This is a genomic window from Prevotella sp. (assembly GCF_051059605.1).
In the GTDB taxonomy this organism is placed as follows: Bacteria; Bacteroidota; Bacteroidia; order Bacteroidales; family Bacteroidaceae; genus Prevotella.
In genome coordinates this window covers 1,922,305-1,946,932 of the sequence record NZ_CP050883.1, presented here as the reverse complement: position 1 = coordinate 1,946,932, position 24,628 = coordinate 1,922,305, and the positions used below count along the sequence as shown (strand labels likewise).

The window sequence follows — 24,628 nt, the reverse complement described above, 5'->3', positions numbered from 1 at the left end:
CTTTTGAGGAGGTTATATTTGATTATAAGCACGGCCCGAAGCTATAAGAAGGCATTAAAATTAAAAACCGTGAAAGTAAAGTGTAGTTTTATTTTTGCAATGTTAAGCATAATGTTTTGTGCTTGTAGTAGTGACGATACTGATGAATTTCAAGATGCAGTTACGCTAAACGTGATGAATGAAGTAAATGGTAAAACATTTATTGGAAATTCTGATGTGTTTCTTAATAAGAACAACAATTTTCAAAGTGAATCGTGGTATATAGCTCCAGCAGGAACTTTGGACAAGGAAACGCAACCAGATTTGGTCTCTTTAATACGAGAGGCTGCTGCAGAACCTAATCATTTGTATTGTCTTTATGATCCTGAAAGTCTCATGACTTTTCCATCAGGCCAACAAGCTATATTTGTAGGTTCTGCATATTATAAGTTGCTAGTAGAATCTAATATATCTTCAAATGAATCAATTCAGGGGGCGAAGGTAAAATATAAGAGTATGATAGTCTCTGACGACAAACTTCCTGCAAAAAATACAATGATGGGGAGTATGTTAAATGTTGGTGATGAAATATCATATAATGTTGGTAATGCAACAGAATATGCTTATTATCATTCCAAGTATTTTTATATCAGTCTTAGTAATGGTGTGTTGAAAATAATTCAAAAGGACCCTATAAACAAAATAAATGGACCGTATGGAGATTATGATATTTATATTCGCTCAGGCAATGTATTTACGTCATTAGTTTTTAAAGTAGAGTAGGAGTTTAAGATAGACTTACTTAACAATAATATACTAACATGTTTTTTACTAATTATAGATATTTATTTACTGCTATATTTTTAAGTTTGGTTATGACTGTGTCTGCAGAAGACAATGACGAAGACAGATATAGACCTTTTGACATTTCGCTTTCGGGTGCTGTAGGAACTTATAATTCTTGGGATGTAGATGTTGATATGGAATACCGTCCCATAAAATATTTAGGAGTATCTGCTGGATTAAGATTTACTGATATATCTTTTGGTAAAGATCATATATTCCGAGGAGAGACAATAGATCATAGCCATAATTGGAAAACAGATGATTTGTCGGATTTTTCTTATCATTTTGCTTTCCAACCACAAGCGAAACTATATACGCCAAATATTAGATTGGACAATGTTGGTGATAATCTTAATTTCAGTATCGGGTATGGTCTTACAATGCCTCTTACAAATAGGGCTTCAGGATTTGTGATTTACACTCCAGCAGAAAAAGGACAATTCATTCCGGATGATGAAAAGAGAGTATCAAATAGTAACCGTGTATATAATATTTATAATTTCGTGAATATTTCTGCGAATTTGGAGAGTGGGATATGGGGTTTGTCGCTTGGCTATAGAGTATCTGATTATGATGTTTTTGGAAGTGCCAGAAATATTGTAGTAGAAGGGCAGAAACTTGTATTTGATAATCACAAGTTTAATAATGAAGTCTACCTTGCCATTCATTATAGATTATAAAACTCATTACTATTCTTATTTCTGACGGAAAAGATAAATGAATTGTTCTCTCAAATATTTTAATATAGGATGCTGTAAAGTTTTTGATATAGATTATAATAATAGATTTACTTAATATAAATTAGTAGAAATGAAAAAGTTTATTTTATTAATGTTGGCATTTGTTAGTTTTCAACAAATGAATGCACAACAAGTTCAGGGTGATTTTACAATCCAACCCAAAGTCGGTTTAAACATTGCTTCATGGCGTGGCGATTCTTATCAGCAGGATAGTTATGCTCGCCTTTCTTTTGGAGTAGAAGGACAATATGCTGTTACTGATAAGTTTGGCATATCATTAGGTTTGATGTATTCACAGCAGGGTAATAATTCTATGGTATATGACTTACAACCAGCGAATGGTAATATGTATCGTTATAAGTTTAAAATGGATTATCTTAATATTCCAATTCTTGCTAATTACTATTTGTTTAAGGGGTTAGCAGTTAAAGCCGGTATTCAACCTGGATTTAAGATCCATGACAATATAAGTTCTTCAATGACTCACTCTTTTGATTTATCTATACCTGTAGGTTTGTCATACGAATATAAAAATATATGTTTGGATGCAAGATATAATTATGGGCTTACTGATGTCATGAAGGGATATAATCAGAAAAATAGTGTATTCCAAATCACATTAGGTTACAAATTTGGATTATAACGTAAACAAATATTTGCTTGTCATTTCGTCACGAAGGCTTAATGATAAGCATTTTATTTTCTAAGATAAAGCTATTATGACGATGGAGTCGTTATTCTTCAACGTTATAACTGCTTATGACAATAAAATGATATATTTTTCAATGAAACTGAAAAGAAAGATTTTGCTAAGTTTATATAATCGATTTTATCTAGTAATCCATAACCAACATTAATTTATAAATTTCTGCAATAAAAATAGGAGAGTATTAAAAAATAGTATAACTTTGTAAAACGGAAAAACAATTATAAACTTTAAAATATGCAGCTTACTAACATTCGATTGACCTTGTTATTTATAATTATATTTATGTGTAATATAGCAAGTGCCCAAATATTGACAACATGTAAAAAAACAAAATATATGATGCCAAATGATACAATAATGTATTTATATAAAGTATCAATTGTAAACAATGATAGTAGTTTAAATTATCTCACATGGTTTGATGATCATGATATTTCAAAACAAACAGAAGAGAAAATAAAATTACACCATTTCTTTGAAACAAAAGGTGATTTTGATCTATTATCTTTTCTATATGAAGACATGGTTAATGATAGCACAAATATTAATAAAGAATTTCGTCAGGAATACTTTATTAAGGAAATACATCCAAAAGGAGAATTTACATATTTTATATTTAGCCATGCGGCAGATGAGAAGAATATACTAAATAAAGTTGCAATTGTTACCGATATGATTTTAGGTGTACCTCTAGCTCAAAGAGTTGGTACAAAGTGGCTATATAAGGAAAAATAGTGTGTTATCTTAGATACTGGATCCCTAAGATAAATGAGTTTCGTAACCCAACAAAATAAAACGAGATCTCCCAGTTATACTTTTGAGGAATAAAATAATGTCTTATATAAAAATCATGATGGAACACCTTTCAAATATATTAAATAAATTATTAGTTATACTATGTCTTATAACTTTAGTTGGTTGTGCAAGTCCTAGGATTGCTAGTCGTTCTCATTTATATTCATCCTTTATGAAATGCCATAAAGGTGACACTAAATTTATAATGAAATATCGTAAAAAGATACACTTTTTTGATGATATAAAATATAATCCGCAACAAGATACTATATACATTATGGAGTTATATGGTATTATAGGAGAATTGTCAGTAACCATTTGGAATAAGAGTTCTTCGATTTCATATGAAGATCAAAGTTTGAATAAAACAAATGAGCCACAGTTTGACAACTATATGATAAGATTGGTTGAATCTTGGAATATTGAGAAATTGATTAATGAAGGGGAAAGCCATGGGCTTTTGCCTCAATATTGGATTTATGTCTCAAGAGTTATGATTAAAAATAATAGAGTGAAAATAGAATGTGATCGTTTTAAAGATTTTTATAAAGGGTCAAGCCAATGAGATCAGGGTCTTTAATGTGGCAAAAATAGACGGATGTGTTTCTACACCAAATGGTTCGCTACAAAAGTATAATCATATAACAGGAAAGACAACAACGATATCTAGAAATATGCCGTGTGACATTAATGATCCAACAAGATTAAATAAGAACTATACTTCTATAATAGAATCAAATCCAATAAGTAATGCACAAATTTTAAAAATTCAAAGAAAAATAGCTTATGATCAATACTAAATCTTTATTTATAAAAGTTGCCACACTTTTGGCAATATTGATATGTGGGATAGTTATTGGGAGGTTTCTTCTCTCAACTAAGGCTGAAAGACCCAAAAATACAAAATATGTATATGATGGAGAGGTTAAAGAGGGCCCTCCATTCGCCCCCCTAGGACAGCGTGTTAGTAATTTTAAGCATATTAATAGAGTAGGTGTTGTACCAGATGCGGCCACTGCCTATGAAATAGCTAATGCTGTATTAATTGCTACATACGGTAAAGATAAGATAAATTATTCTGAACTTTTTAGTATACAATTACGAAATAAATATATATGGACAGTAGGGGCAGTAGCACAATATCAACCTTTTTGGTTTTACAATATAGAAATTGATAAACGTGATGGTTGCATTATTCATTACACTCTATACAAATAAAATCACGAAAATCTACTTAATTGACATTAGTATGAAATATGTATGTAGTCTACTGCTTCTGCTAAGTCATTGGAAGAAAAAAAGATTATCTTCGAATATGTCCTGTGACATTAATACTCCTAGAAGATTAAGTAACAATATTACTCCTTCAAAAAAATTCTACAAGTAATAACAATTTTAAAAATTCAAATAAAAAACTTATGATGAAAACTAAATCTTTATTTGTGAAAGTAATCATATCTGTGGCAATATTATCTTTAGGGATAATTATAGGGAAGTATCTGCTCCTAATCAGGTTTAAAACACCAGAAATTAAACAATATGAATATTTGGTAAAGATAAATACGGGAAGTAAAGCCCCTATAAAACCACTACCATATAATATTAGTAATGATAATGCCGTTAACAGATCTGGCGTGGTAACAAATGCAGCTACAGCATATAAAATAAGTAATACTATTTTTATTCGTGCATTTGGTAAAGATAAAATAAATTATGACAAGCCATTTAAAATACAATTAGAAGATGGGTATATCTGGAATATAAAGGCAGAATCACAAGGTTCACCATTTTTGTCTTACCATATTGCGATTGATAAACGTAATGGCAGAATTGTCTATTTGTTAGTGAAAAAATAGATATGAAATTAATTAAGAACCCTAAAATAATCAAGTTTGTAAGAAGTAACTTATTCAAGTTGCTTTTGCTAGACTTAGTTTTAATCTTATTGTATAGGTATTATGAGCCATTATATGAACCATGTTTGGAAGGTATGGATTGCTCGAAACCTTTACCTCCCGAACAGTGTTTTATAATTATATTTGGAGTGGTTGTAAATACTTTTTACATTATACTTTCTATATACAGGAAAGTAAAGTGGTAATTTGAGGTTGTCGATGAAAGTGAAAGATAAACAGCTATAGGTAAAAGATAGACTCCAGATATAGTTATTGCGGTCAATATTATCTAACTGTTAGTCTAATTCCAACAATAGAAAAATGAAAAAAACAGGTTTAATAATTTTCTTTTTAACTTCAGTATGTATTCTTATTGGAGTTCTTTATACACACGATAAGACTCGAAATATACCGAAGTCATCAGATTCAATTATTGTTTATTTTCAAACGATTTTCGTAGAATCGTATACATCTACAGGAATAAATAATATAATTAAATTTTCTGATCGTTTGCAGCCCAATGATACAATACTTTTAAGTCATAAAGACTTTATGACAATTAGTTCTATTGTAAACAATAGAGTTCGTTGTAAATCTGACACGATAGGTGTCCCCGAAATGTATCTGAAGACAAAGAAAGGACATATATTCTTGACACGTTTTGCATATTACGTCACAGATGATAAAAAGAATCCTTATATTCCCAATAAAGACGCAATACGAAGACTTTATGATATTTGTAAGATTTATAATTATTTTGAGAAAGAAGATATAATGTATGGAGAGATATATAAAAAGGTTCCTCTAGATTATACATACTATTATGCCAATAAAAATGGTTTTGCAAGTCAAGAAGATAGAATGGAATATATTATTGCAGAACAAAAGAAAGGGATAAAGTTGTTATTAATAGATACATATAGATAAAAGATGACAACATATATTTTCTTGTGTTTGGCTGCAGCTATTACAGGATTGCTAATTCTGGTGATTCCCTACTTAAATCATAGTTCAAGAGGGAGGTAATAAAATGGTACGAAAAATAATAATAGTAATAATCTTAGTAATAGTTATCTTTTTTTCATTTACATATTTAGGTAATGAAACCGGGAGGAGATTGTCAATATATTTAGCTGAACATCCTAAACTTGAGTTTGATAACAACAATGTTGATAGAATTTATTACTCAAAGTTGATTATGTCTTTTATGAAAACAGGTTCTGAAAAAAAATACAAAGAATTATACCGATTTTGTGAAGATAATCATACACTGAGTGAAAATATTATATACGATATTATCGCAGCGAATAGTTATAATATAGAATTTGGATATAGTGTTTCTTCTGGTGGATTACATTGGATTATGTATCCATGCAAAGAAAAAGGTGTTGCTAAAAGTCAATACCAATTTTTAGATAGTTTAGCTCGTGATTTTGAAAAGAGAAGAATTCAAAAATTTGGAGATTATGAAAACTAAGATATCTTTAATTGTGTTTGCTGTCGTGTCATTCCTTCTTGGTATGTTTCTTCCACCATATGATTGTCTTCAATGTTATGTTGATAATATAGGAGGCTTGAATTCAGCATCATATTATGAGAAAAAAGCGATAGAAGAAAAAGGGGATGTAAATGCATACATCCATGTTAGGGACTCAATTATTAAAACTCCTAATATTGTGCATTGTAATTATTTTTACTATGCTTTGTTGATGGCTACAGAATATAATTACAAACCCGCAAATTATGATGTGTATAGTTCTCTCAAATTGGCGCAAAGTATGCTTAAAAAGTCATCAGAACGTACAAATGCTATTGCACTTTATTATTTAAAGCGAGGTGCAGGTTATGGAGATAAAAAGTGTATAGTAGGATTAGCTAAACTTTCTGCAAGAAAATAGGATATTTGAAATAATTATTATAACTTTGTAAAACTGAAAAAACAAAATCAATAACATGAAAAGACATATTATATCTAAAACATCTGGATGTGAGATTAGCCCAGTTCCATTCTCTCTAATTATCATATTTCTTGCTTTTTTTAGCAGCAATATAATGTCCCAAACAATAATGCCGACTAAAGAAAACACACAGTTGTCGGATGAACATGGTGTTTTTATGAAAGAGATGACAGACAGTTCTTTAATTTTCGTAACCACACAAGGAGACGAATATTTAGTTCATAACCCATTTAAGAATATATCATATATCGGTGGTGATAAAAAACTTAAAGAAGATATGTCTTCAAGTGTTGAAACTTATGACTCGGAAAGCAACATATTTGTTATCTTTTATATTCTGTTTGATAATAATCTTCAGATTAAGGACGTCAGATGTATTGACGTTAGTCCTAAAGTCGAAAATTGGGATAGTTTTATCAATAAATATTTGTTATATCTTAGGTCTACACAAGGTAAATGGATGAAGAGTGATAATATATCAAGTAAGTATTATCTTTATGGCTTCGCGAAGGTAACACATTAAAATAGATGGATGATTATCTTATGGATGAATCCATTTTGTTAGATCATATAGCTCTATTAAATCATGTACTTGAATGAGCACTTCCATCTAAATACAAAAATAATCATTAAAAATTACACAAAATGAAAAGTCTTAAATTAATCCTTATTATTTGTCTTCTTACAACGATGAGTTGTACACATAAAGTTGTTAAAAAAGAATCTATAAATAGGATATGTTATATAGATTCTGTAAAAATGAAGACGTCACTGAGGAAAATTATATTGATGTATATTCATCAACATCCTTCCTACAAGAGTTATTGTTTAAATAATGAATGTAGTAAATATTACTTAAATAATGGACAGAAAGAGGAAGATATTAATGATAAGGATAATTATGTGATTTTATCTCCGACTTATAACTATAAAGGCGAATATACTGATATCAATAATCGAATGCCATCTTTTTATTTTAAATTAAATGGGCGTTTGATATTTTTAGCTACCAACAGCGATATTTTAAGAAAATTAGAGGTTATGGATGCTCCCTTTAAAAATAAATATGCTTCTAATATGAGTTCAAAAGAATATATTAGCAATTCCTGGTTGATAAAAGTCAGTAATTTTGATGATGCTGCTACTATTATTAAGAAAAACTTATGGGGAGTTACTCGTATTAAACTAGGTGCTCCCGGCAAATTTAAGGCGCCTATTATAAAAAACAAGATTCGCTTTAAAAGTTAGTTCTACAGAATCCAAAATCTAGTTCATTTATGGTGACTGGTAATTTGTTATCATCAGCAAATAATCTTGTTCACGAATATGGTCGTACTTCGAAGAGTTTGGTAACTTTATCTAAATATAAAAATGATTATTAAAAATTACACAAAATGAAAAGTCTTAAATTAATTCTTATTATTTGTCTTCTTACAACGATGAGTTGTACACATAAAGTTGTTAAAAAAGAATCTATAAATACGATATGTTATATAGATTCTGTAAAAATTAATGCATCACTAAGGGAAATTATATTGATGTATATTCATCAACATCCTTCCTACAAGAGTTATTGTTTAAATAATAGAACTAGTAAATATTACTTAAATAGTGGACTGAAACAGAAACATATTAATGTTGATGATAGGGATGATTATGTGATTTTATCTCCGACTTATAGCTATAAAGCTGAATGCAATAATATCAAGAATCAAATGCCATCTTGTTATTTTAAATTAAATGGGCGTTTGATATTTATAGCTAGCAACAGCGACTTTTTAAGAAAATTAGAGGTTATGGATGCTCCTTTTAAAAATAAATATGTTTCTAATATGAGTTTAAAAGAATATTTTAGCAATTCCTGGTTGTTAGAAGTCGATATTTTTGATGGTTATGTCAATATTGTTAAGAAAAACTTATGGAGGTACTGATGTTAAACAAGGTCCTTCCGGCAAATTTAAGGTGCCTATTATAAAGAACAAGATTCGCTTTAAAAGTTAGTTCAATAGAATCCAAAATCAGTTTCATTTACGGTGAATGGTAATTTGTTATCATCAGCAATTAATCTTGTTCACGAATGTTGTCATGCTTCGAAGAGTTTGGTAATTTTATCTAAATATAAAAATGATCATAAAACTAAAAGAAAATGAGAAAAATTGAATTGCTGTTTTTATTGTTACTTTTTTGTTTGCATTCCAATGCAGTAGCTGCAGATCAGGATTCGCTAATCATACGTTTCTTTTCATGGGAAATGGAATCTCCACATAATATTACTTGTTTAAATTTTGAAAATGAAGTTCCTTATAAAGAATATATTATAACATCACCAGTTGTAATTGATAGTATGTCTGATCAATTACAAAAACTACAGAAATGCAAAGATAAGGATTTTCAGGTGGGTTGTAAATTATACTTCATTAAATGCGGTAAAGTTAACAGAATATTCTGTATGAATAGCAATTCTGTTTTTTCCAATAATATATTTTATAAAAATAACAAGGATGTTATTAAAAAGATTAACCGATTGATTGCAATCTATCCTAAAGCTGAAAATGATTGCAATTTTTCTCCAAAGCAATTTGGTGACGAATTCGCTCAAGGAAGAGACAGCCTGTTTCGGGTTCTTCATACTAGTATGGCAGAGACAATTAAAAATTTAAATTATAATGATACTTTAATTGTGAGTATTTATTGTAAGGCTTATAAAAATGGAAAAACGAAATCTGTGGTAATAAATCCTGCTAACAAGAAATCGCTCTCTGATATAGAAAAGAAAATTATAATGAAGCTGCGAGACGTTTTAATGACAAAAATCACTTGGAGAAAGAATTCAGAACGAATGGATAGTGATGATATTATATTTCCTTATGTTATTCGGTAAGCATACTTATGTCATCAAACTTTAGTATCGGACTAAAATGATTTAAAATATTGATATGATGTTCTTTGCCCCGCGATATACTCGCAACTATGTAATAATTCTTTTCATTTTCTATTTATCAATTTAAATAATGAAAGATAATATAGAACAGGAAAAACTTCCAAAATATAAATGTTGATAAAATAGGAGATTTGCATTAATACGATACTCTGATTGAAAGAACTCAAAGCTTGTCCTATTGCATAGAATATAAAATAACCTATTGTAACAATTCTCACAAATAACATGTTTTCAGACTTTGTCTTTTTCAAAAGGAAACTAATAGATATAGATAAAACTGCTATAAGTAGATATGCGATTGTGTAAACTTTCTGAGAATATATGAGCGGTCCCATGTAAGTGTTGTAAGCTTCTATTGCATTTCCCTGTGAGAAAAAGAATACATTAAAATAATAATAAAAACATTGAAATACTAGATATAGAATTAGTATAACATGCAATATCTTCCCAGCTGAATTAAATATGTCTCGACGGATAATAGTCACAATTATCAAAACCGAGATAATGCAATATGCAGCATTTAAAATGCAAGAGAATAGTCCATTATAGTCTGTAATAACAAACATTCCCAATATGACAAACAGCAAAAGAAGTACTAAACGAGCGTAATAGCTTGTTTTTAATTTATATATCAGATTTTTCATATTTCATTATGGTTTTCAATGTATTATTTATTCTAGGCTTAGAATCCATATTCAAAGTATATGCAGGGCATATATTCGATTTGGAATTTCTAATATGTCAAAGGTATTCTTTATGTCTTTTTATGGCAAAGGCAAATATACACATAAAATTTCATCCTTGCAAGAACATCCCACAGTTTTCAAAATATATGATTAAATTATTCTCGTTTCCTTTTCTTCTCTACCCAGAAAAGTTTTTTTAATGTCACTAATGTCACTTTGTCACAAACCCTTTGTTTATCGGGGATTGGTGAGTGACATTAAGTGACATTATAGGGGTAAAAGTGACATTAAATGCCGAAACACACCTGTTTTTGGTGATTTTTTCCAAATTATGGATTGGCTCCTCCTTCTTCTTATTTGTATTCTGATTCAGAGCATAATTCAAGCAACCTAATATGCAATAATATACCTACTCAATTCTTTTTTAGATTAGCTATATCGCTTCTATATTTGGCAAATGATATATTAAACAAAGTTGATATTGAGTTTTATCTAGCAATACTAATCCCAATATACAGCTATTTAATTAGAATGGTTGGAATAATCATGATATCCGGAAAAATGCAATAAGTATTTAAATTAGTCAGTAATTTGTTCAAGGATGAAATTAGTATTATCTTTGCAGAGTATATTTATAAGAATCAGCAATGATATAAATCATCACTAGTATTAATTAAAATATATTTTTATCAATGAGAAAAATAGTATTTGTATGTATTGCAGTTTTACTTTCCTTAAGTATAAGTGCACAAAATTTCAGACATTATACCTTGTCTGAAGTCGTAGATACAGCACAGTATCTTAATCAGAATTTTGTAAATCAGAAGAGTTACTTTATAGGTAAACCATTTTCAGAGGTACTTAAAGTTTATCAATTAGACTTGCCCTTGAAGTTCTTATCGCCAAACAATACATCTCCTTGGAATGATAAGTGGGGAGATATGTATATCAATGGGGCAGCTTTATCTTGGTATACAGAGGCTGAATGTAAGGAGATATTTTATAAACATATTAATGCTATATGCTATATTGATGTCGATTTTGAGCCTCCATATAATATTCTTTTCTTTAATTTTATGAAGATATATAAAACTCCAGAAGAAATGGCTCTACATTTAAAAGACATTTTGGTTAAAGATATACGTGTTGTTGAAAAAACATCTAAGTAAGGGTAGTAGAACAAATGTTCTAAAATTCAATGTATTTCATTTAGTGATTAGGCTCTAATCACTCCGTAGCGCTTCGTAATTTGCAGAGTGATTAGGGCCTTATCACTATCTTGTATTTCGACAAAACGAATAATAAGATTGTTATTCTTGTGTGCTTTGTTACTTTTAATAAATCGTGGATTTACGATGCTATTTTTCTAGTCTATTTACCGATGTTCTATTCCTACGATCAAACGTTTCTATTCCTACGACATAAAGTTTCTATTCCTACGATCAAACGTTTCCATTTCTACGATATGAAGTTTCTGTTTCTACGATATAAAGTTTCCATAGCATCGATCAAACGTTTTTAATTCATCGAAGAAACGTCTATGGAATGCTTATAAGTAAACAATTTTTATTTTATTATATTTTTGGCAATTAACCATATATGGTGTAGACCTTGTGCAATCATAGGTTTTTTAGTCAAAAAAGGTGGATGATAGTGGATGATAGTGGAGGTATACCTCCACTGGTTAACGAACTGTAGTGTAATTGTTTACACACAAAGTGGAGGTTTTTTGTTCGTTTTGAACTTTTTGGTATTTTTATTTTTTCGAGCATCAAATTCTAATGTAAACGTAATAAAAAATCATTATTAAGCAATTTGTGAAGTTGTATACGCAGAAGGATATAGTATATACGTGGCATGTATTTTCAAGACTCAATTGACTAATGTTTCAAATATCGGAAGCATGGAATGAGAATGAACAATATAAGCATTGCATATTTGTTAGAAATTCGCTAAAATTTGGTACGATTTCAATTTTAATGTCACTCGCCAAATCCTTATAAATATGGTGCTTGTGGACAATTTATTCAATGTTACTTGGTTAATGCCAAATTGGAACATACATGCAGTTAATCAGTGCATAGATGCGTATATATTAGTTTTTTGCAAAAATCTATTTATGTGCGCAAGAGTAGCTGGATATTTATTGCGTAAAGTAACTCGCGCCACCTGACACTGCTATTATTCATAAAAAGATAAGATCTTGCAATTATTTTTGCTAATCGTCAATTTTATACTTATAATGTGTCGAACTCACCTTCTTTAAAGTCGGTCTATTTAGAATTACTACGTCCTTTTTAAAATATTTATTGCGATTGGCTTTTGTAAAATCAAAATAACTCCTACTGACGAAACTATAAGAAACAAGTTTACCATTAAGGGTGAAAATGATCGTACAAGTTTGATCTACAGACGATTGATTAACTATATCCTTTTTTGAAGCATAATCCATTTTTATATTAAACTTTTCAACGTTATGATCGTAAGGTTTTAATATATACATAACATCCCATTTTTTATCAATATTAATTGAACTTAATATTAAATATTTTCTATTGATATTTTTATCAGTAGAAAAATCTATTTTTTTATGAGGTGATGCAAAATAAACGAGTCCGCACAACACAACGATTAGTGATACGACGAAATATAATAGTTGTTTTTTCATAACTTAATTTTAAAATAAAAATAATATCTATTCATTACTGTCTGTTCTGCCAATCCAAGTATATTTTCATAACCAGAAGCATGTTTAATCGCCCAATTTTCTATATTATTATATAAATCCATTTTTATTTTATTTTACCAGATTGGTTGTCATTCATTCCAATATAGTTGTCTGTCTTAAAAGTGATAAGTAAGTCCAAATCTTAATTCAAAAGTCTTCGCATATACGTTGTCGTGATATTTATAGTATGTGTCACGTACATAGTATGTACCTGAAAGTACTGCGCTTAATGAGCCCCTTAAATCCAGTTCCCATATCGGGTTGATTACAAGTAGGGCAGCATTGCCTTTGTCGCCTTGTGCATTAAGGTATAACGGATCAACTTTAGTCAAGTCTTTGTCTTCATATCCTTTCCATGTAAATATGCGATAATATTCTGTATGAAGTATAAAACGCCCGAAGTCACGAAATTCCATGTGAGTCTTTGTCTTTATTGAAAATCCGCTTCCCATGTTATAGTCTCTGTCTATAACATTGTAATAATCGCTCTTCGTTCCTCCAAGCAATATTGCTGATAAGAATACACGTTGTTCCAGACGAGTCAGTGCACCAACCTGTGGAAACGAGAATATCATTCCCGGACCAAACGAGGCAGCCTCTGATATTCGGTAAGGTGTTAATGATGTCCCATCTTTTACAGGTTTAGAATCATAATAGTTGAAATGCTGAAATATACCAAATTCAGCCTGAATGTTGTTACTCTCATAAACAGGGGCACCCCATATACGACCCAAAATATGCAATCCATTTATAAGTGGTTGATTGGCACTGAATCCAAATGTCGCCTCAGCATAGAAAAAATCATAAGGCTTGTTTTCTGAATCATTGAACGGATTGCCGTATTCCATAAAGAGATTTACGTAGGGATTGTGCTCGCCTCTGAATAAAGCTCCGTTGTCGGCAAGATAGCGGTCACCAACAGATATAGATAAGTCTACAGGAAAACGGTTATAATCGTGATACTTGTAGTATTTATTTCTTACAGTCCATGCGTCACCACTCAGAATGCGGTTAAAACCTTTCATCGGACACACCACAGTGGCGGCAAACTCACGCAGAAAGCGACCGAATCCACGTTGGCTGTCGTTTAGTATGATGTCGCTGATACGATGTGTCACCTCACCGATACATATACCTCCAAAGGTTGTTGCCATAAGGTCGTTGATAGCTGGAGGTTCAATTTCTCCACAAGTTTCCCACATAAGACTTCCGCCTAGAGCAAACGGTGCCGACTCCCAAAATGACATTCCGTTTGATCGTGCAGAGTTATAATATAGACTACCATGATATGGGTGAGCAAAAAGATTCGTTGAAAACTGGTCATTGTCCCATACAAAACCATGAGTGATATTATGATGAATCGTGTGAAGGTTTACTTGCGCAAAATCTTCGTTCATAACAAATCTGTCGAAGCAATGCACCGCCACATTAATTCCTGTTGTCTCGGCTATGCCTTTCCATAAATATTTCCCTTGTCTGTAGGGAGCATTGTATGCGTATATGCTATCTGTGTCAGTATCTTCAGTAGTAGATGTCTTTATTTTCTTGCCTTCATAGCCCGTCATGAGCGGATATTTTTTCTTGTTGTATCTCACAGCAATACCTGCTTCGACGATAGCTCCGTTGCGGTATTCGTTTAGATGATGGTAATAGCGAGTGTCACCATATCCAATAGAGGCAAAAGCGCTTATATAATTGTTTATCTGATAGTCTGTGTTCACACGCAATTGCAATGAACCTAGTCTTTTGGGCTTATCCTCATTATTTTGAAACGTCTCTATGTGGAAGAATCCAATGTCGGAACTTACACTCCAGCGAGGTGCTATATCGAAATATTGTCCGATACGATAGAACAAGGCTCCCGAAAAACGTTTGTCTAGTCCCATGTAATGTGTTCCTACACCGACAATATTATATGTGCTGCGGTTGCGGAAACGCATAGCGAAGTTCAGTTTTGATGAAGTTCCGGCATAATACATCAGGTCTATCTTCGTTTTTGGATTGACATTCACCAGTCCTATCTTATGTGCAATCGTGTCACGGCTATAGTTTATGATTCCAATCTGTACACCTCTTGGATGCGAGTTACATACATTTATCAATCCAATCTGCGAACCGTTAAGTGTATCTACATAATTATAGGCGCCAATCTGTAGTCCGCGCATATAAGATGAACTGATGTTAGCAATGAAACTTATTTGCATTCCCTCTTTCACACCCATTGCTGTATTGGTGATACCACTCAGTTGGATGCCACGAAATGGAGCCGCAGATATATTAGAGAAACCGGCAAGTTGAAATCCATTCAATGAATGAGCCGTATTATTTATAAAGGCAAACTGAAACCCTGATAAGTTGCCGCTTACTGAATTTATAGCGCCACATAATTGTGCGCCATGAACATCACCGTTTGTAAACGAGAACAAACCTCCTATGTTTAGTCCGTTGCTTTCATGCCTAACTATGCTTGACAGTCCGCCTATCTGCACTCCTTTAAGAGAGTCAGTGCTGGCAATAAGTCCGATGTTTGCTTTACTTACAAGTGTAGAATCGCTTCCTTTTTTGTTTATTCCTAATGCTATGTTGGTGTTGTGCTTCCCATGGTGCAATTGTGCCATTGAATTAACAATGCCAAATAGCAAAAGAAAACCTAATATCAGATGCCTTAATTTCATAATGAGCTAATTCGTTGTTTGTGCAAATATATATAAAATAGATGAAATAAGAAAAATATTCTTATAATAATAGTATTGTTGCTTAAAACTCCGAAATATAACGTCTAGTGAGAAAAAACTGTTTAATGACTTGCTTTTTAGAAAAAGATTGGATAAATTTACTGCTTTGAAAGCAAACACGATAATATCATGATTTAATAGCAGATGATTTATGCACAAATAGTCCTGTTTTGATATATAAATAGTATATATATACGTATAATGCTAAGAATTATGCAAATTTTCTTTCGAATATAGTATATTTATTAAAAATATTGTATCTTTGCACCAAGAAAAAACAAAAGAGAAATGGCATATAGTAGAATTACTGCTGCAGAAGGTGCGGCAATGATAAATAATAATGATAATATCGGATTATCAGGGTTCACACCAAACGGCGTAGCAAAAGCTGTATTTCGTGAACTTTCAAAGCGTGCTGTTTCGGAACATGAGGCTGGCAGACCGTTTAAAGTTGGTATTCTTACTGGTGCATCAACCAGTCAGAGTATTGAGGGCGATATGGCAAGTGTTAATGCTATAAAGTTCAGAGCTCCGTTTTCCACTAATAAAGATTTCAGAAACCATACCAATGCAGGTGAGATAGATTATGAAGATATGCACCTGGGACACATGGCAGAACGTCTGCGTCGTGGCTTTTATGGGGAAATAGACTGGGCAATAATAGAGGTCAGTGATCTTGACGAGGGTGAAAGCATGTGTAAGGCTTTCCTAACCAGTGCTGGAGGAATCGTTCCGACTATTGCGCGTTTGGCAAAAAAGATTATAATAGAGAAGAACTCATTTCATAGTAAGGCTTCACGCTGTCTTCATGATGTATATGAAATAGGTGAGTGTCCTTTCCGTCAACCTATTCCAATTCTTGGGGTAAGTGATCGTATAGGAAAAGAGTATGTTGAAATAGATGCAAAGAAAATCGTCGGTGTTATTGAATGCAATATTCCTGAAGAGGCAAGAGCATTCAAACCACTTGATCAAATTACGCAGCAGATGGGACACAATGTTGCTGATTTTCTTGTAGCTGACCTTAAACGTGGACTTATTCCTTCACAGTTCCTTCCGTTGCAAAGTGGAGTGGGCACAACTAGTAATGCTGTTCTTGAGGCACTAGGTCAAAACCCTTTGGTGCCTGTATTTTCCGTTTATACGGAGGTTGTTCAGGATTCAGTTGTGAAGTATATGAAGGAAGGACGAATTAAGGATGCAAGTTGTTCGTCGCTGACAGTGACTAACGATACTCTGCAAGAGATATATAGTGAAATTGACTATTTTAAGAAGCATATAACAATTCGCCCAAGTGAGATAAGTAACTCTCCAGAAGTGATACGTCGTCTTGGAGTGATCGCAATGAATACGGCAATAGAATGCGATATATATGGCAATGAGAATTCAAGTCATATATGTGGTAGCAGACTAATGAATGGTATTGGTGGTTCATGTGATTACGAACGTAATGGATATATCAGTATATTCACCACACAGAGTACAACCAAAAATGGTTGCATCAGTGCCATTGTTCCAATGTGTAGTCACGTAGATTCAACAGAACACGATGTTGACGTGATCGTAACTGAACAGGGAATTGCTGACCTTAGAGGAAAGGGACCTCTGCGTCGTGCAAAGGAAATAATAGAAAACTGTGCTCACCCTAGTTATCGCCCGTTGCTGAGAGATTATCTTAAAATAGCTGAACACGGACATGAACCTCAGAGTATGCGTGCCGCTCTTGCGTTTCACGATACATTCTTGAAGAAGGGGGATATGCGACTGACTGATTTCAGTGAGTATCTGTAAGAACATATACATTATGCAAAAGAAGAAAATAATCCTTTGGACATTGCTGTCTGTTGTCATATTGTTCTGCATATATACAATAGGTGGTTCGTTTTATCTGATAAACTTCGCTTTGCAGCCGTCTGGGAAGGATAATGTCAAAAAGGTAACTCATATAAACGATTCGATATATTCGTTTATGAAACCTTGGACTGATAGTCTGAACAATGTTAAAGCTATTCATGATACAACGATAATCAACAGTGAAGGTCTGAAACTGAATGGTTATTATATCAAGTCGGCAAAACCGACGCGCAAGACAGCCATTCTTATTCATGGATATAAGGATTGTGCTTATAGCATGATGCCTATTGCGTATATATACAGTCATGAATTGGGATATAATGTGTTGTTGCCAGATTTGCAATACCATGGTAAGAGTGATGGTAAGGCTGTTACCATGGGATGGAAAGATCGCAAGGATATATTGCTATGGGCAAAGCTTGCAAATACTCTTTTTGGTAATAATACCGAAATTGTTGTGCATGGCATTTCTATGGGAGGCGCCACAACCATGATGGTGTCTGGTGAGAAACTCCCACCTTATATAAAATGCTTTGTTGACGATTGTGGATATACAAGTGTTTGGGATGAATTCAATTATGAGATAAAAGAGATGTTCGGACTTCCTGCATTCCCATTGATGTATTCGTCAAGCGCATTATGCAAAATATTGTATGGTTGGAGTTTCGGTGAGGCTTCGGCTTTGAATCAAGTAGCAAAATGCAAATTGCCAATGCTCTTTATCCACGGTTCTGCTGATGACTATGTGCCTACCCGAATGGTTTACCCGCTTTATAAGGCTAAACCGCAACCTAAAGAAATATGGATTGTAAAGGGTGCGCCACATGCAAAGTCATTCCAACTAAACCAAAAGGCATATATTAAAAAGGTTGCGCAATTTACAGGCAAGTATATCAAATGATATATTTGCCTTGTTTTTTATTGTTCGCTGTTTAGATCTTAACGTAATCCTTTTTATATTGTTTTCCGTCGGAAAATGTTAACGATGTCATATATTTGGTTAATGTCTGTTATAGCTTATAATGTTTGCCGTTGGAAATTTGTTTGAACAAATTAATTTTATACCTTTGTGAATGTTTTCCAATAGAAACTATTAATTAAAAGAAAATAATTATGCATAACAAATTATTTATAATGATTCTGATGATAGCTGCACTTTTTTCATCAAGTTGCACTAGCGCTAAACAGAAACAAAAAACAATAAACAAACAGGAGGCTAAGAAAATGAATACAACAGAATTGACACTATCAGAGTTTAAAAATAAAGTGATGGATTTCGATAAGAATCCAGATAGTTGGAACTTTAAAGGAGATAAACCTGCAATAATAGACTTCTATGCTACATGGTGTGGACCTTGCAAAGCAACAGCTCCAATCCTTGACAGTCTGGCAGAAGAGTATCAAGGTAAGATTGATGTTTACAAAGTAGACGTTGATCAGGAACAGGAAATTGCATCAATGTTTGGCATCCGTTCAATACCTTCATTGCTCTTTATTCCGATGGAAGGCGAGCCAAAGATGCAGGTTGGCGCAATGGGAAGAATAGATCTTGAAAAAGCAATAAAAAATACTTTATTGAAATAAGACAAGACATAATGAATAAAAATTGTATTTGTAGAATAAGAAATGTATATCGTGCCATAGCTGCTTTTGAAACCGAGTTCCAAAAGCAGCTTGGTCTTAATATAAATGAGGCAACGATGCTTTGCATTGTATCTGAAAAGGAAAACATATCTTCGGGAGAGATTGCTGAGGAAATGGAACTTTCAAATTCAAATGCTTCAAAGGTAATTGCTTCTTTGGAAAAGGATGGATATATTCGCCGTAAACTTTGTAAAGAAGACAAGCGCTGTATGCGTTTTGCTATTACAAAGAAAGGTGAGGAACTCTTGGCTAAAGTTAATTGCGAGAGATTCCAGTTGCCAGAAAATCTTACTAATTTATCAGTAGATTGATTAGTATCTTGATCAATATAACAAGCTACAAAAAGCTGAATGAAAAAATATATAGCCGAAAATGACCGTGGGCGATGCGTTGCTTGTGGAGTATGTGTAAAGACTTGTCCTAGAAATGCTATAAGTATTTTTCGTGGATGTTATGCTGTAGTGAATAATGAAGTATGTGTAGGATGTGGATTGTGTGAAAAAACTTGTCCTGCCGGTATAATGTATAAAGTTAAGATAGCTTGAAAAAGAAAACGCATTGGTTTGATTACATGTGGATAGTGTCAGCGACCTATTTCGTCATGGGATTTTTTAATATTGTATTTGCTTGGTTTGGAATGATATGCTTCATTATACCTTTACTTGTAGCCATTATCGGTGGTAATAAAATATGGTGTAACAGATATTGTGGGCGTGGGCAAATATTTCTTGTTTTAGGTAACAAACTAGGATTGTCTAGAGGAAAGGCTGCTCCAAGATGGTTGTCTTCAAAATGGTTTAGAAACGGTTTCTTAGTGTTTTTTATGAGTTTCTTTATAAACATGATTTATGTTACGATACTTGTAGCTAAGGATATAAGGTCATTGTCGGAAACAGTTAATCTACTTTGGACAATAAACGTTCCATGGCATTGGGCATACCCTGTAGAGATAGAACCTTGGAAGGCACAGTTCGCTTTTGGACTGTATGGCATTATGCTCACTTCAGTTATTGTAGGAATAGTTCTAACAATAATATATAGACCAAGAACATGGTGCGTGTGTTGTCCAATGGGAAATATGACACAAATGATCTGCAAATTAAAAAATAAATAATAATATGATTCAGAATAAAACTCGTGCGGAGATAGCCGCAGATAATTATAAAAACGGATATAACTGCGGACAAGCCGTAGTTGTTGCTTTTGCTGATCGTTACGGACTTTCAGAGGAACAGGCTGCTCATATTACTGCCGCTTTTGGTGGAGGTTTGGGACGCCAGCGACTCACTTGCGGTGCCGTTATGGGTATGGCTGTATTGGCTGGTCTTGAAGATGGCAATTCAGTACCCGAAGAAAAAGAAAAAATAAAAACGACAGTCAATGCTATACAAATGATGACTGAAAAGTTTAAAGAGCAGTATGGTTCAGTAGCATGTGGTGAGATATTAGGCTTAAAAGGTTATGCTAAGGCGGAAGGTCCTGCACATCACCAAGAAATACCTGAAGAGTATAAAGGAAGACCATGTGCTTTAAAGGTTAAGTTGGCTGCTCAGATATTCGAAGATAATCTTAAAAGTAAAGAGACTTCAGAGAATACGGAACTCTAGTTTAAAATATAACATTATGAACGAGCTGAAAAAGGGCACTGTATGTGTCATTTTTCAGCTCGTTTTGTTTTTATTGTATCTGCCCCACCAGTTGAAATGAGTGAGGGAGAGTAGACGTATCACTTTTGCTATGGATTTCTTCCCAATCAGGGTATGTTGCACACGATAGAATAGCGCCATAATGCAAAAGAGAATGATATTGGTCGTAAGGAAACTGACCAATTCATTGTTGAATATGTGTGGAAGCATCGCATAGATGGCAGATGAAGATAAAAGGAGTGTGCATAAGACGGTGATAAGAACCAATCCATGAGATGTTTCAATAGCTCTTGCAGGGCAGACGTTCATACATTTCATGCAACTCTCACATTTGAATGTCCAGTAAGGGTGATCGTTTTTCTTTATGATGGCCTTATTCGGACATTGTTTGACGCAAAGGTCACAATGTATGCATCTATTGGAAGCATAGAAAGTCTTAGCTATGAAAAAGCGGCCGATAGCATAGTAAAGCAATGCAATTGGTGATATAAGAATGTCTTGGACAATCTCACGTAGTGCAGTAAAGTCAGTACCTTTATTACAAAGTCTCTTGAAATGTTTCTTAACTCTATGTTGATTTTCCTCGAAGATATAATTCACGGCATTTCCTCTCAAGGCAGGATGAAGCGATAGCCAGTTGGAAGGCATGTCAAAGGGAATCATTCCAATGACTTTGTAACCTTTCATTTTGAATATCATCGCAGAGAACAGAAAGGTAATGCCGCTAAGACCAGGGGTTACGATGCTACCTATTTTCATACCAGCTCTTGTGTTCATCAAAATAACACGATTATGCCCATGGGGAAATCTACTGATGAAACTGAGCATTATAGGCGGATAGTTGAAGCCATGCACTGGTGAAATCAGTCCGATGTTAGCATCACAGTCTATTGTTAGATTATGAATGTTAAGTCGTGTGATGTCGTAGAGGGAGCATGCCACTCCATTATCAATGGCTTCTTTTTTAATCCATTCTGCCACTTGGTGTGCATTACCAGTGCCAGAGAAATAGAATATTAAGAGTTCTTTCATTATATTATAAAGGTGAAGTCTTACTATAAAATGCAAATTTACAATATTAATTTTTAAAACACCTTTTTAAAGGTAGTAAATAGATGGCTTTCTTTTGATATTCATGATTTCAAATGTTTAGATTGATAAAAGCGTAACTATTCGTTTTTATATCCTTGTGGAGTTGTACCAGTCAAGCGTTTGAAGAATTTACAGAAGAAACTTACATTTGGAAAGTTAAGCGCTTCGCTGATTTGTGAAACCTGCATATCTGAATGTTTAAGCATAACCTTAGCTTCGGCGATTACCGATTTGTCTATCCATTCTTTTGCTGTCGTATCGCTGGCATTACTTATTAATGTTCCTAGATAACGTTGTGACATGCACATCTTGTTTGCATAAAAGCCAAGTGAACGTTCTTCTTTGCTGAATTTATGTACAAGGTTTATAAATTTAAGAAATACCTCACGTTCATGGGTATGCACTTCGCCGTTAACTCCTGTTTTGCTGTTTAAATTGCTATACATGCATAGTATTGCTTTCGTAACACAAAAGAATGTATCTTTGTCTATACTGTTTGAATGTACTATTAGCCATGCATCTTCTATAAGTCTGTGAAATATGTTCTCTTCTTCTTCATTCATCGGTATGGTCGTTTTACTCTCACCGCTAATTAAACATGATGGGACTCTTCCATTAAACAGCATTTGCAGCAACTCATCGTTTACAGATATAGCCTCCATATCGAAATCGGGGGTGAAACTTATAGGTTGTACAATGCTCCCGCCTCCGATAAACAACATTGAACCTTTGTTTATCGTATAGTCAATAAGGTTGATGATAGCATGGCCTGTTCCGCTTTTTACACAGCATACACGTAGTTCATCAAATCTGTATGGTTGGTTTAATGTTATGAATTTCTTTCTTAGTTTGTTGAAACTCAGTAATACAGCGAAGTCCTTTGCCACATACGCTGCATTCGCATTATCCAATATACCTAATTTTATATAATCGCGTATACGTTCGAAGTCCAGTTTTATAGGTCTGTTACTTTCCATATCCTACTATTTATCAATTAATATGCCTCAAAGATAATAAAATATCCCTATTGTTGATCATCTTTTTTGAATTATAGTACAAAAAGGACATTTTTCAATTATTAAGGATAATGACTTTATTAATGAAACAGCATATCTTTGCAGAAAAATATAATATATGAGAATAAGAATGATTCTTTTGGGATTGATTATGGCAACCACAGGATGCTACGCCCAACTAACATTACTTCAATGCAGACAGAAAGCGCATGATAATTATCCGCTTATAAAGCAATATGATTTGGTTGAGCGATTGCGTGACTATAATATTGCCAATGCTTCTGTCGCTAATTTACCACAAGTTTCTGTAACAGGTTTGGCAACATATCATACTGATATGCTTAAAGGTAATATGGCTTCAGCTATTGATACTAAAAGCTATCTCTATGGTGGAATGTTGCAAGTATCTCAGAATGTATATGATGGTGGTGCTGTTTCTTCTCGTAAGAGTATAACCAAAGCCGATGCGAATGTGAGTACTGAACAGTTGAATGTTTCTATGTATGATGTAAATTCAAGAGTAGATCAAATGTTTTTCGGAACGTTGCTTCTTGACGAGCAAATCAAGCAGAATAAACTTTTGCAGGAAGACTTGGCGCTTAGTAGAAAAAGCATAGACGCTATGATGAAGAATGGCATAGCCAATCAGAGCGATATTGATGCCATAAAGGTTGAACAACTGAACGCTGAACAACAGATGAAGAGCTTGATAGAACAACGACACTCATATATTATGATGTTGGCTATTTTTATAGGTGAAAAGATAGATGACAACATTATGTTATCTCGTCCGTCTGATGATATGCCTGAATCAATGGAAGTAAAACGACCAGAAATGAAACTGTTTGATGCACAGACTATCTTGCTAAATGAGCGTGAGAAAGCGCTTGATGTGAATTTAAAACCAAAATTCGGATTGTTTGTAACAGGACTAGTGGGTAATACCGGCATGGATTTGATAAACAAAAGTATGTTTATGGGTGGCGCTAAACTTACTTGGAATATAGGTGGACTTTATACAAGAAAGAATGACAAGAAACAGATCGAGGCTAATAGACTTGAAATAGAAAGTAATCGACAGACGTTTCTTTTCAATACAAGATTGCAGACTGCCGGAGAGACGTCTGTTATCAATGATCTGAAGGAGAAAATAAAGACAGATGATGCTATTGTGGTCCTTCGTACAAACATACGAAGCAAGGCTGAACGCAAAGTGGAAAACGGCACGTTGACCATCAATGAGATGCTGCGTCAGATAAATGCAGAGAGTGAGGCGAAGCAGGCAAAGGCTTTACACGAAATTCAACTGCTGAAAGAGATTTACCAACTTAAAAATATTGGCAACTATTAATATTTAAACAGAT

The 24,628-nt window shown here is 33.2% G+C and carries 28 protein-coding genes; 24 read left to right on the top strand and 4 right to left on the bottom strand.

Going from position 1 to position 24,628, the window contains the following annotated elements; all coding sequences use genetic code 11:
* Positions 1-111: 111 nt before the first annotated feature.
* The 16 genes from HEQ28_RS07815 to HEQ28_RS07740 all read left to right on the top strand — a co-directional run bounded on the left by HEQ28_RS07815 (position 112) and on the right by HEQ28_RS07740 (position 11,718).
* A complete protein-coding gene (locus HEQ28_RS07815) occupies positions 112-762 on the top strand; it encodes a DUF5036 family protein (RefSeq protein ID WP_434501711.1) in 651 nt (216 codons plus the stop codon).
* 38 nt (positions 763-800) lie between these two features.
* Complete coding sequence (locus HEQ28_RS07810) at positions 801-1,505, top strand: hypothetical protein (RefSeq protein ID WP_434501710.1); 705 nt, start codon at positions 801-803, stop codon at positions 1,503-1,505.
* A gap of 130 nt (positions 1,506-1,635) precedes the next feature.
* Positions 1,636-2,208, top strand: a complete 573-nt coding sequence (locus HEQ28_RS07805; RefSeq protein ID WP_434501709.1) for a porin family protein — start codon at positions 1,636-1,638, stop codon at positions 2,206-2,208.
* A gap of 402 nt (positions 2,209-2,610) precedes the next feature.
* Entirely contained in the window at positions 2,611-3,009 is a 399-nt protein-coding gene (locus tag HEQ28_RS07800) for a hypothetical protein (protein WP_434501708.1), read from the top strand.
* A gap of 115 nt (positions 3,010-3,124) precedes the next feature.
* Entirely contained in the window at positions 3,125-3,634 is a 510-nt protein-coding gene (locus tag HEQ28_RS07795; RefSeq protein WP_434501707.1) for a hypothetical protein, read from the top strand.
* A 16-nt stretch (positions 3,635-3,650) separates the two neighbouring features.
* Positions 3,651-3,869 (top strand): hypothetical protein, encoded by a 219-nt coding sequence (locus tag HEQ28_RS07790; RefSeq protein ID WP_434501706.1) that lies wholly within the window; start codon positions 3,651-3,653, stop codon positions 3,867-3,869.
* Positions 3,856-4,287: an NTF2 fold immunity protein gene (locus HEQ28_RS07785; protein WP_434501705.1), complete on the top strand. Its 432-nt coding sequence runs from the start codon at positions 3,856-3,858 to the stop codon at positions 4,285-4,287. Before HEQ28_RS07790 ends, HEQ28_RS07785 begins: the two co-directional genes overlap by 14 nt.
* A gap of 200 nt (positions 4,288-4,487) precedes the next feature.
* Positions 4,488-4,925 (top strand): NTF2 fold immunity protein, encoded by a 438-nt coding sequence (locus HEQ28_RS07780; protein WP_434501704.1) that lies wholly within the window; start codon positions 4,488-4,490, stop codon positions 4,923-4,925.
* A gap of 360 nt (positions 4,926-5,285) precedes the next feature.
* Positions 5,286-5,891 carry a hypothetical protein gene (locus tag HEQ28_RS07775; protein ID WP_434501703.1) on the top strand — a complete coding sequence of 202 codons (606 nt, stop codon included), beginning with the start codon at positions 5,286-5,288 and terminating at the stop codon, positions 5,889-5,891.
* Between the two features lie 103 nt (positions 5,892-5,994).
* On the top strand, positions 5,995-6,441 hold the full coding sequence (locus HEQ28_RS07770) for a hypothetical protein (protein WP_434501702.1): 447 nt from the start codon (positions 5,995-5,997) through the stop codon (positions 6,439-6,441).
* Positions 6,431-6,862, top strand: coding sequence for a hypothetical protein (locus tag HEQ28_RS07765; protein ID WP_434501701.1), 432 nt, complete (start codon positions 6,431-6,433; stop codon positions 6,860-6,862). Before HEQ28_RS07770 ends, HEQ28_RS07765 begins: the two co-directional genes overlap by 11 nt.
* A gap of 55 nt (positions 6,863-6,917) precedes the next feature.
* Positions 6,918-7,445, top strand: coding sequence for a hypothetical protein (locus HEQ28_RS07760; protein ID WP_434501700.1), 528 nt, complete (start codon positions 6,918-6,920; stop codon positions 7,443-7,445).
* 122 nt (positions 7,446-7,567) lie between these two features.
* Complete coding sequence (locus HEQ28_RS07755; RefSeq protein WP_434501699.1) at positions 7,568-8,170, top strand: hypothetical protein; 603 nt, start codon at positions 7,568-7,570, stop codon at positions 8,168-8,170.
* A gap of 146 nt (positions 8,171-8,316) precedes the next feature.
* A complete protein-coding gene (locus tag HEQ28_RS07750) occupies positions 8,317-8,853 on the top strand; it encodes a hypothetical protein (protein ID WP_434501698.1) in 537 nt (178 codons plus the stop codon).
* A 215-nt stretch (positions 8,854-9,068) separates the two neighbouring features.
* Positions 9,069-9,803, top strand: a complete 735-nt coding sequence (locus HEQ28_RS07745; protein ID WP_434501697.1) for a hypothetical protein — start codon at positions 9,069-9,071, stop codon at positions 9,801-9,803.
* 1,438 nt (positions 9,804-11,241) lie between these two features.
* Positions 11,242-11,718, top strand: coding sequence for a hypothetical protein (locus HEQ28_RS07740; RefSeq protein WP_434501696.1), 477 nt, complete (start codon positions 11,242-11,244; stop codon positions 11,716-11,718).
* A 1,049-nt stretch (positions 11,719-12,767) separates the two neighbouring features.
* Here the strand turns inward: HEQ28_RS07740 and HEQ28_RS07735 are convergent.
* Together HEQ28_RS07735 and HEQ28_RS07730 are read right to left on the bottom strand one after the other, a co-directional pair.
* A complete protein-coding gene (locus tag HEQ28_RS07735) occupies positions 12,768-13,217 on the bottom strand; it encodes a hypothetical protein (RefSeq protein ID WP_434501695.1) in 450 nt (149 codons plus the stop codon).
* A gap of 176 nt (positions 13,218-13,393) precedes the next feature.
* A complete protein-coding gene (locus HEQ28_RS07730) occupies positions 13,394-15,952 on the bottom strand; it encodes a DUF3943 domain-containing protein (RefSeq protein WP_434501694.1) in 2,559 nt (852 codons plus the stop codon).
* A 348-nt stretch (positions 15,953-16,300) separates the two neighbouring features.
* Between HEQ28_RS07730 and HEQ28_RS07725 the strand changes: the two genes are divergently transcribed.
* The 7 genes from HEQ28_RS07725 (at position 16,301) to HEQ28_RS07695 (ending at position 21,117) form a co-directional block, all read left to right on the top strand.
* On the top strand, positions 16,301-17,803 hold the full coding sequence (locus HEQ28_RS07725; protein WP_434501693.1) for an acetyl-CoA hydrolase/transferase C-terminal domain-containing protein: 1,503 nt from the start codon (positions 16,301-16,303) through the stop codon (positions 17,801-17,803).
* A 13-nt stretch (positions 17,804-17,816) separates the two neighbouring features.
* Positions 17,817-18,767: an alpha/beta hydrolase gene (locus tag HEQ28_RS07720; protein WP_434501692.1), complete on the top strand. Its 951-nt coding sequence runs from the start codon at positions 17,817-17,819 to the stop codon at positions 18,765-18,767.
* Positions 18,768-18,979: 212 nt separating this feature from the next.
* A complete protein-coding gene (gene trxA / locus HEQ28_RS07715) occupies positions 18,980-19,450 on the top strand; it encodes a thioredoxin (protein WP_434501691.1) in 471 nt (156 codons plus the stop codon).
* An 11-nt stretch (positions 19,451-19,461) separates the two neighbouring features.
* Positions 19,462-19,821, top strand: a complete 360-nt coding sequence (locus HEQ28_RS07710; RefSeq protein WP_434501690.1) for a MarR family winged helix-turn-helix transcriptional regulator — start codon at positions 19,462-19,464, stop codon at positions 19,819-19,821.
* 39 nt (positions 19,822-19,860) lie between these two features.
* Positions 19,861-20,055 (top strand): 4Fe-4S binding protein, encoded by a 195-nt coding sequence (locus HEQ28_RS07705; RefSeq protein WP_434501689.1) that lies wholly within the window; start codon positions 19,861-19,863, stop codon positions 20,053-20,055.
* The gene (locus tag HEQ28_RS07700) at positions 20,052-20,624 is read left to right on the top strand and encodes a 4Fe-4S binding protein (protein ID WP_434501688.1); all 573 of its coding nucleotides are present in this window, start codon (positions 20,052-20,054) and stop codon (positions 20,622-20,624) included. The genes HEQ28_RS07705 and HEQ28_RS07700 overlap by 4 nt, the downstream gene beginning before the upstream one ends.
* A gap of 4 nt (positions 20,625-20,628) precedes the next feature.
* Positions 20,629-21,117 carry a C-GCAxxG-C-C family protein gene (locus HEQ28_RS07695; RefSeq protein WP_434501687.1) on the top strand — a complete coding sequence of 163 codons (489 nt, stop codon included), beginning with the start codon at positions 20,629-20,631 and terminating at the stop codon, positions 21,115-21,117.
* A gap of 54 nt (positions 21,118-21,171) precedes the next feature.
* On the opposite strand, the gene HEQ28_RS07690 is transcribed toward HEQ28_RS07695, so the two are convergent.
* Together HEQ28_RS07690 and HEQ28_RS07685 are read right to left on the bottom strand one after the other, a co-directional pair.
* A complete protein-coding gene (locus HEQ28_RS07690; RefSeq protein WP_434501686.1) occupies positions 21,172-22,188 on the bottom strand; it encodes an EFR1 family ferrodoxin in 1,017 nt (338 codons plus the stop codon).
* Positions 22,189-22,325: 137 nt separating this feature from the next.
* Positions 22,326-23,225 (bottom strand): helix-turn-helix domain-containing protein, encoded by a 900-nt coding sequence (locus HEQ28_RS07685; protein WP_434501685.1) that lies wholly within the window; start codon positions 23,223-23,225, stop codon positions 22,326-22,328.
* Positions 23,226-23,382: 157 nt separating this feature from the next.
* On the opposite strand from HEQ28_RS07685, the gene HEQ28_RS07680 reads away from it, so the two are divergent.
* A complete protein-coding gene (locus HEQ28_RS07680) occupies positions 23,383-24,615 on the top strand; it encodes a TolC family protein (RefSeq protein WP_434501684.1) in 1,233 nt (410 codons plus the stop codon).
* Positions 24,616-24,628 lie beyond the last annotated feature (13 nt).

Bases quoted from the DNA above. Each gene is read 5' to 3' on its own strand.
- HEQ28_RS07750 (WP_434501698.1), top strand. From the start codon at position 8,317: ATGAAAAGTCTTAAATTAATTCTTATTATTTGTCTTCTTACAACGATG.
- HEQ28_RS07685 (WP_434501685.1), bottom strand. From the start codon at position 23,225: ATGGAAAGTAACAGACCTATAAAACTGGACTTCGAACGTATACGCGAT.
- HEQ28_RS07720 (WP_434501692.1), top strand. From the start codon at position 17,817: ATGCAAAAGAAGAAAATAATCCTTTGGACATTGCTGTCTGTTGTCATA.
- HEQ28_RS07810 (WP_434501710.1), top strand. From the start codon at position 801: ATGTTTTTTACTAATTATAGATATTTATTTACTGCTATATTTTTAAGT.
- HEQ28_RS07775 (WP_434501703.1), top strand. From the start codon at position 5,286: ATGAAAAAAACAGGTTTAATAATTTTCTTTTTAACTTCAGTATGTATT.
- HEQ28_RS07770 (WP_434501702.1), top strand. From the start codon at position 5,995: ATGGTACGAAAAATAATAATAGTAATAATCTTAGTAATAGTTATCTTT.
- HEQ28_RS07710 (WP_434501690.1), top strand. From the start codon at position 19,462: ATGAATAAAAATTGTATTTGTAGAATAAGAAATGTATATCGTGCCATA.
- HEQ28_RS07760 (WP_434501700.1), top strand. From the start codon at position 6,918: ATGAAAAGACATATTATATCTAAAACATCTGGATGTGAGATTAGCCCA.
- HEQ28_RS07695 (WP_434501687.1), top strand. From the start codon at position 20,629: ATGATTCAGAATAAAACTCGTGCGGAGATAGCCGCAGATAATTATAAA.
- HEQ28_RS07730 (WP_434501694.1), bottom strand. From the start codon at position 15,952: ATGAAATTAAGGCATCTGATATTAGGTTTTCTTTTGCTATTTGGCATT.
- HEQ28_RS07765 (WP_434501701.1), top strand. From the start codon at position 6,431: ATGAAAACTAAGATATCTTTAATTGTGTTTGCTGTCGTGTCATTCCTT.
- HEQ28_RS07755 (WP_434501699.1), top strand. From the start codon at position 7,568: ATGAAAAGTCTTAAATTAATCCTTATTATTTGTCTTCTTACAACGATG.
- HEQ28_RS07795 (WP_434501707.1), top strand. From the start codon at position 3,125: ATGATGGAACACCTTTCAAATATATTAAATAAATTATTAGTTATACTA.
- HEQ28_RS07735 (WP_434501695.1), bottom strand. From the start codon at position 13,217: ATGAAAAAACAACTATTATATTTCGTCGTATCACTAATCGTTGTGTTG.
- HEQ28_RS07725 (WP_434501693.1), top strand. From the start codon at position 16,301: ATGGCATATAGTAGAATTACTGCTGCAGAAGGTGCGGCAATGATAAAT.
- trxA (WP_434501691.1), top strand. From the start codon at position 18,980: ATGCATAACAAATTATTTATAATGATTCTGATGATAGCTGCACTTTTT.
- HEQ28_RS07800 (WP_434501708.1), top strand. From the start codon at position 2,611: ATGATGCCAAATGATACAATAATGTATTTATATAAAGTATCAATTGTA.
- HEQ28_RS07740 (WP_434501696.1), top strand. From the start codon at position 11,242: ATGAGAAAAATAGTATTTGTATGTATTGCAGTTTTACTTTCCTTAAGT.
- HEQ28_RS07680 (WP_434501684.1), top strand. From the start codon at position 23,383: ATGAGAATAAGAATGATTCTTTTGGGATTGATTATGGCAACCACAGGA.
- HEQ28_RS07690 (WP_434501686.1), bottom strand. From the start codon at position 22,188: ATGAAAGAACTCTTAATATTCTATTTCTCTGGCACTGGTAATGCACAC.
- HEQ28_RS07815 (WP_434501711.1), top strand. From the start codon at position 112: ATGTTTTGTGCTTGTAGTAGTGACGATACTGATGAATTTCAAGATGCA.
- HEQ28_RS07705 (WP_434501689.1), top strand. From the start codon at position 19,861: ATGAAAAAATATATAGCCGAAAATGACCGTGGGCGATGCGTTGCTTGT.
- HEQ28_RS07780 (WP_434501704.1), top strand. From the start codon at position 4,488: ATGATGAAAACTAAATCTTTATTTGTGAAAGTAATCATATCTGTGGCA.
- HEQ28_RS07745 (WP_434501697.1), top strand. From the start codon at position 9,069: ATGAGAAAAATTGAATTGCTGTTTTTATTGTTACTTTTTTGTTTGCAT.
- HEQ28_RS07805 (WP_434501709.1), top strand. From the start codon at position 1,636: ATGAAAAAGTTTATTTTATTAATGTTGGCATTTGTTAGTTTTCAACAA.
- HEQ28_RS07785 (WP_434501705.1), top strand. From the start codon at position 3,856: ATGATCAATACTAAATCTTTATTTATAAAAGTTGCCACACTTTTGGCA.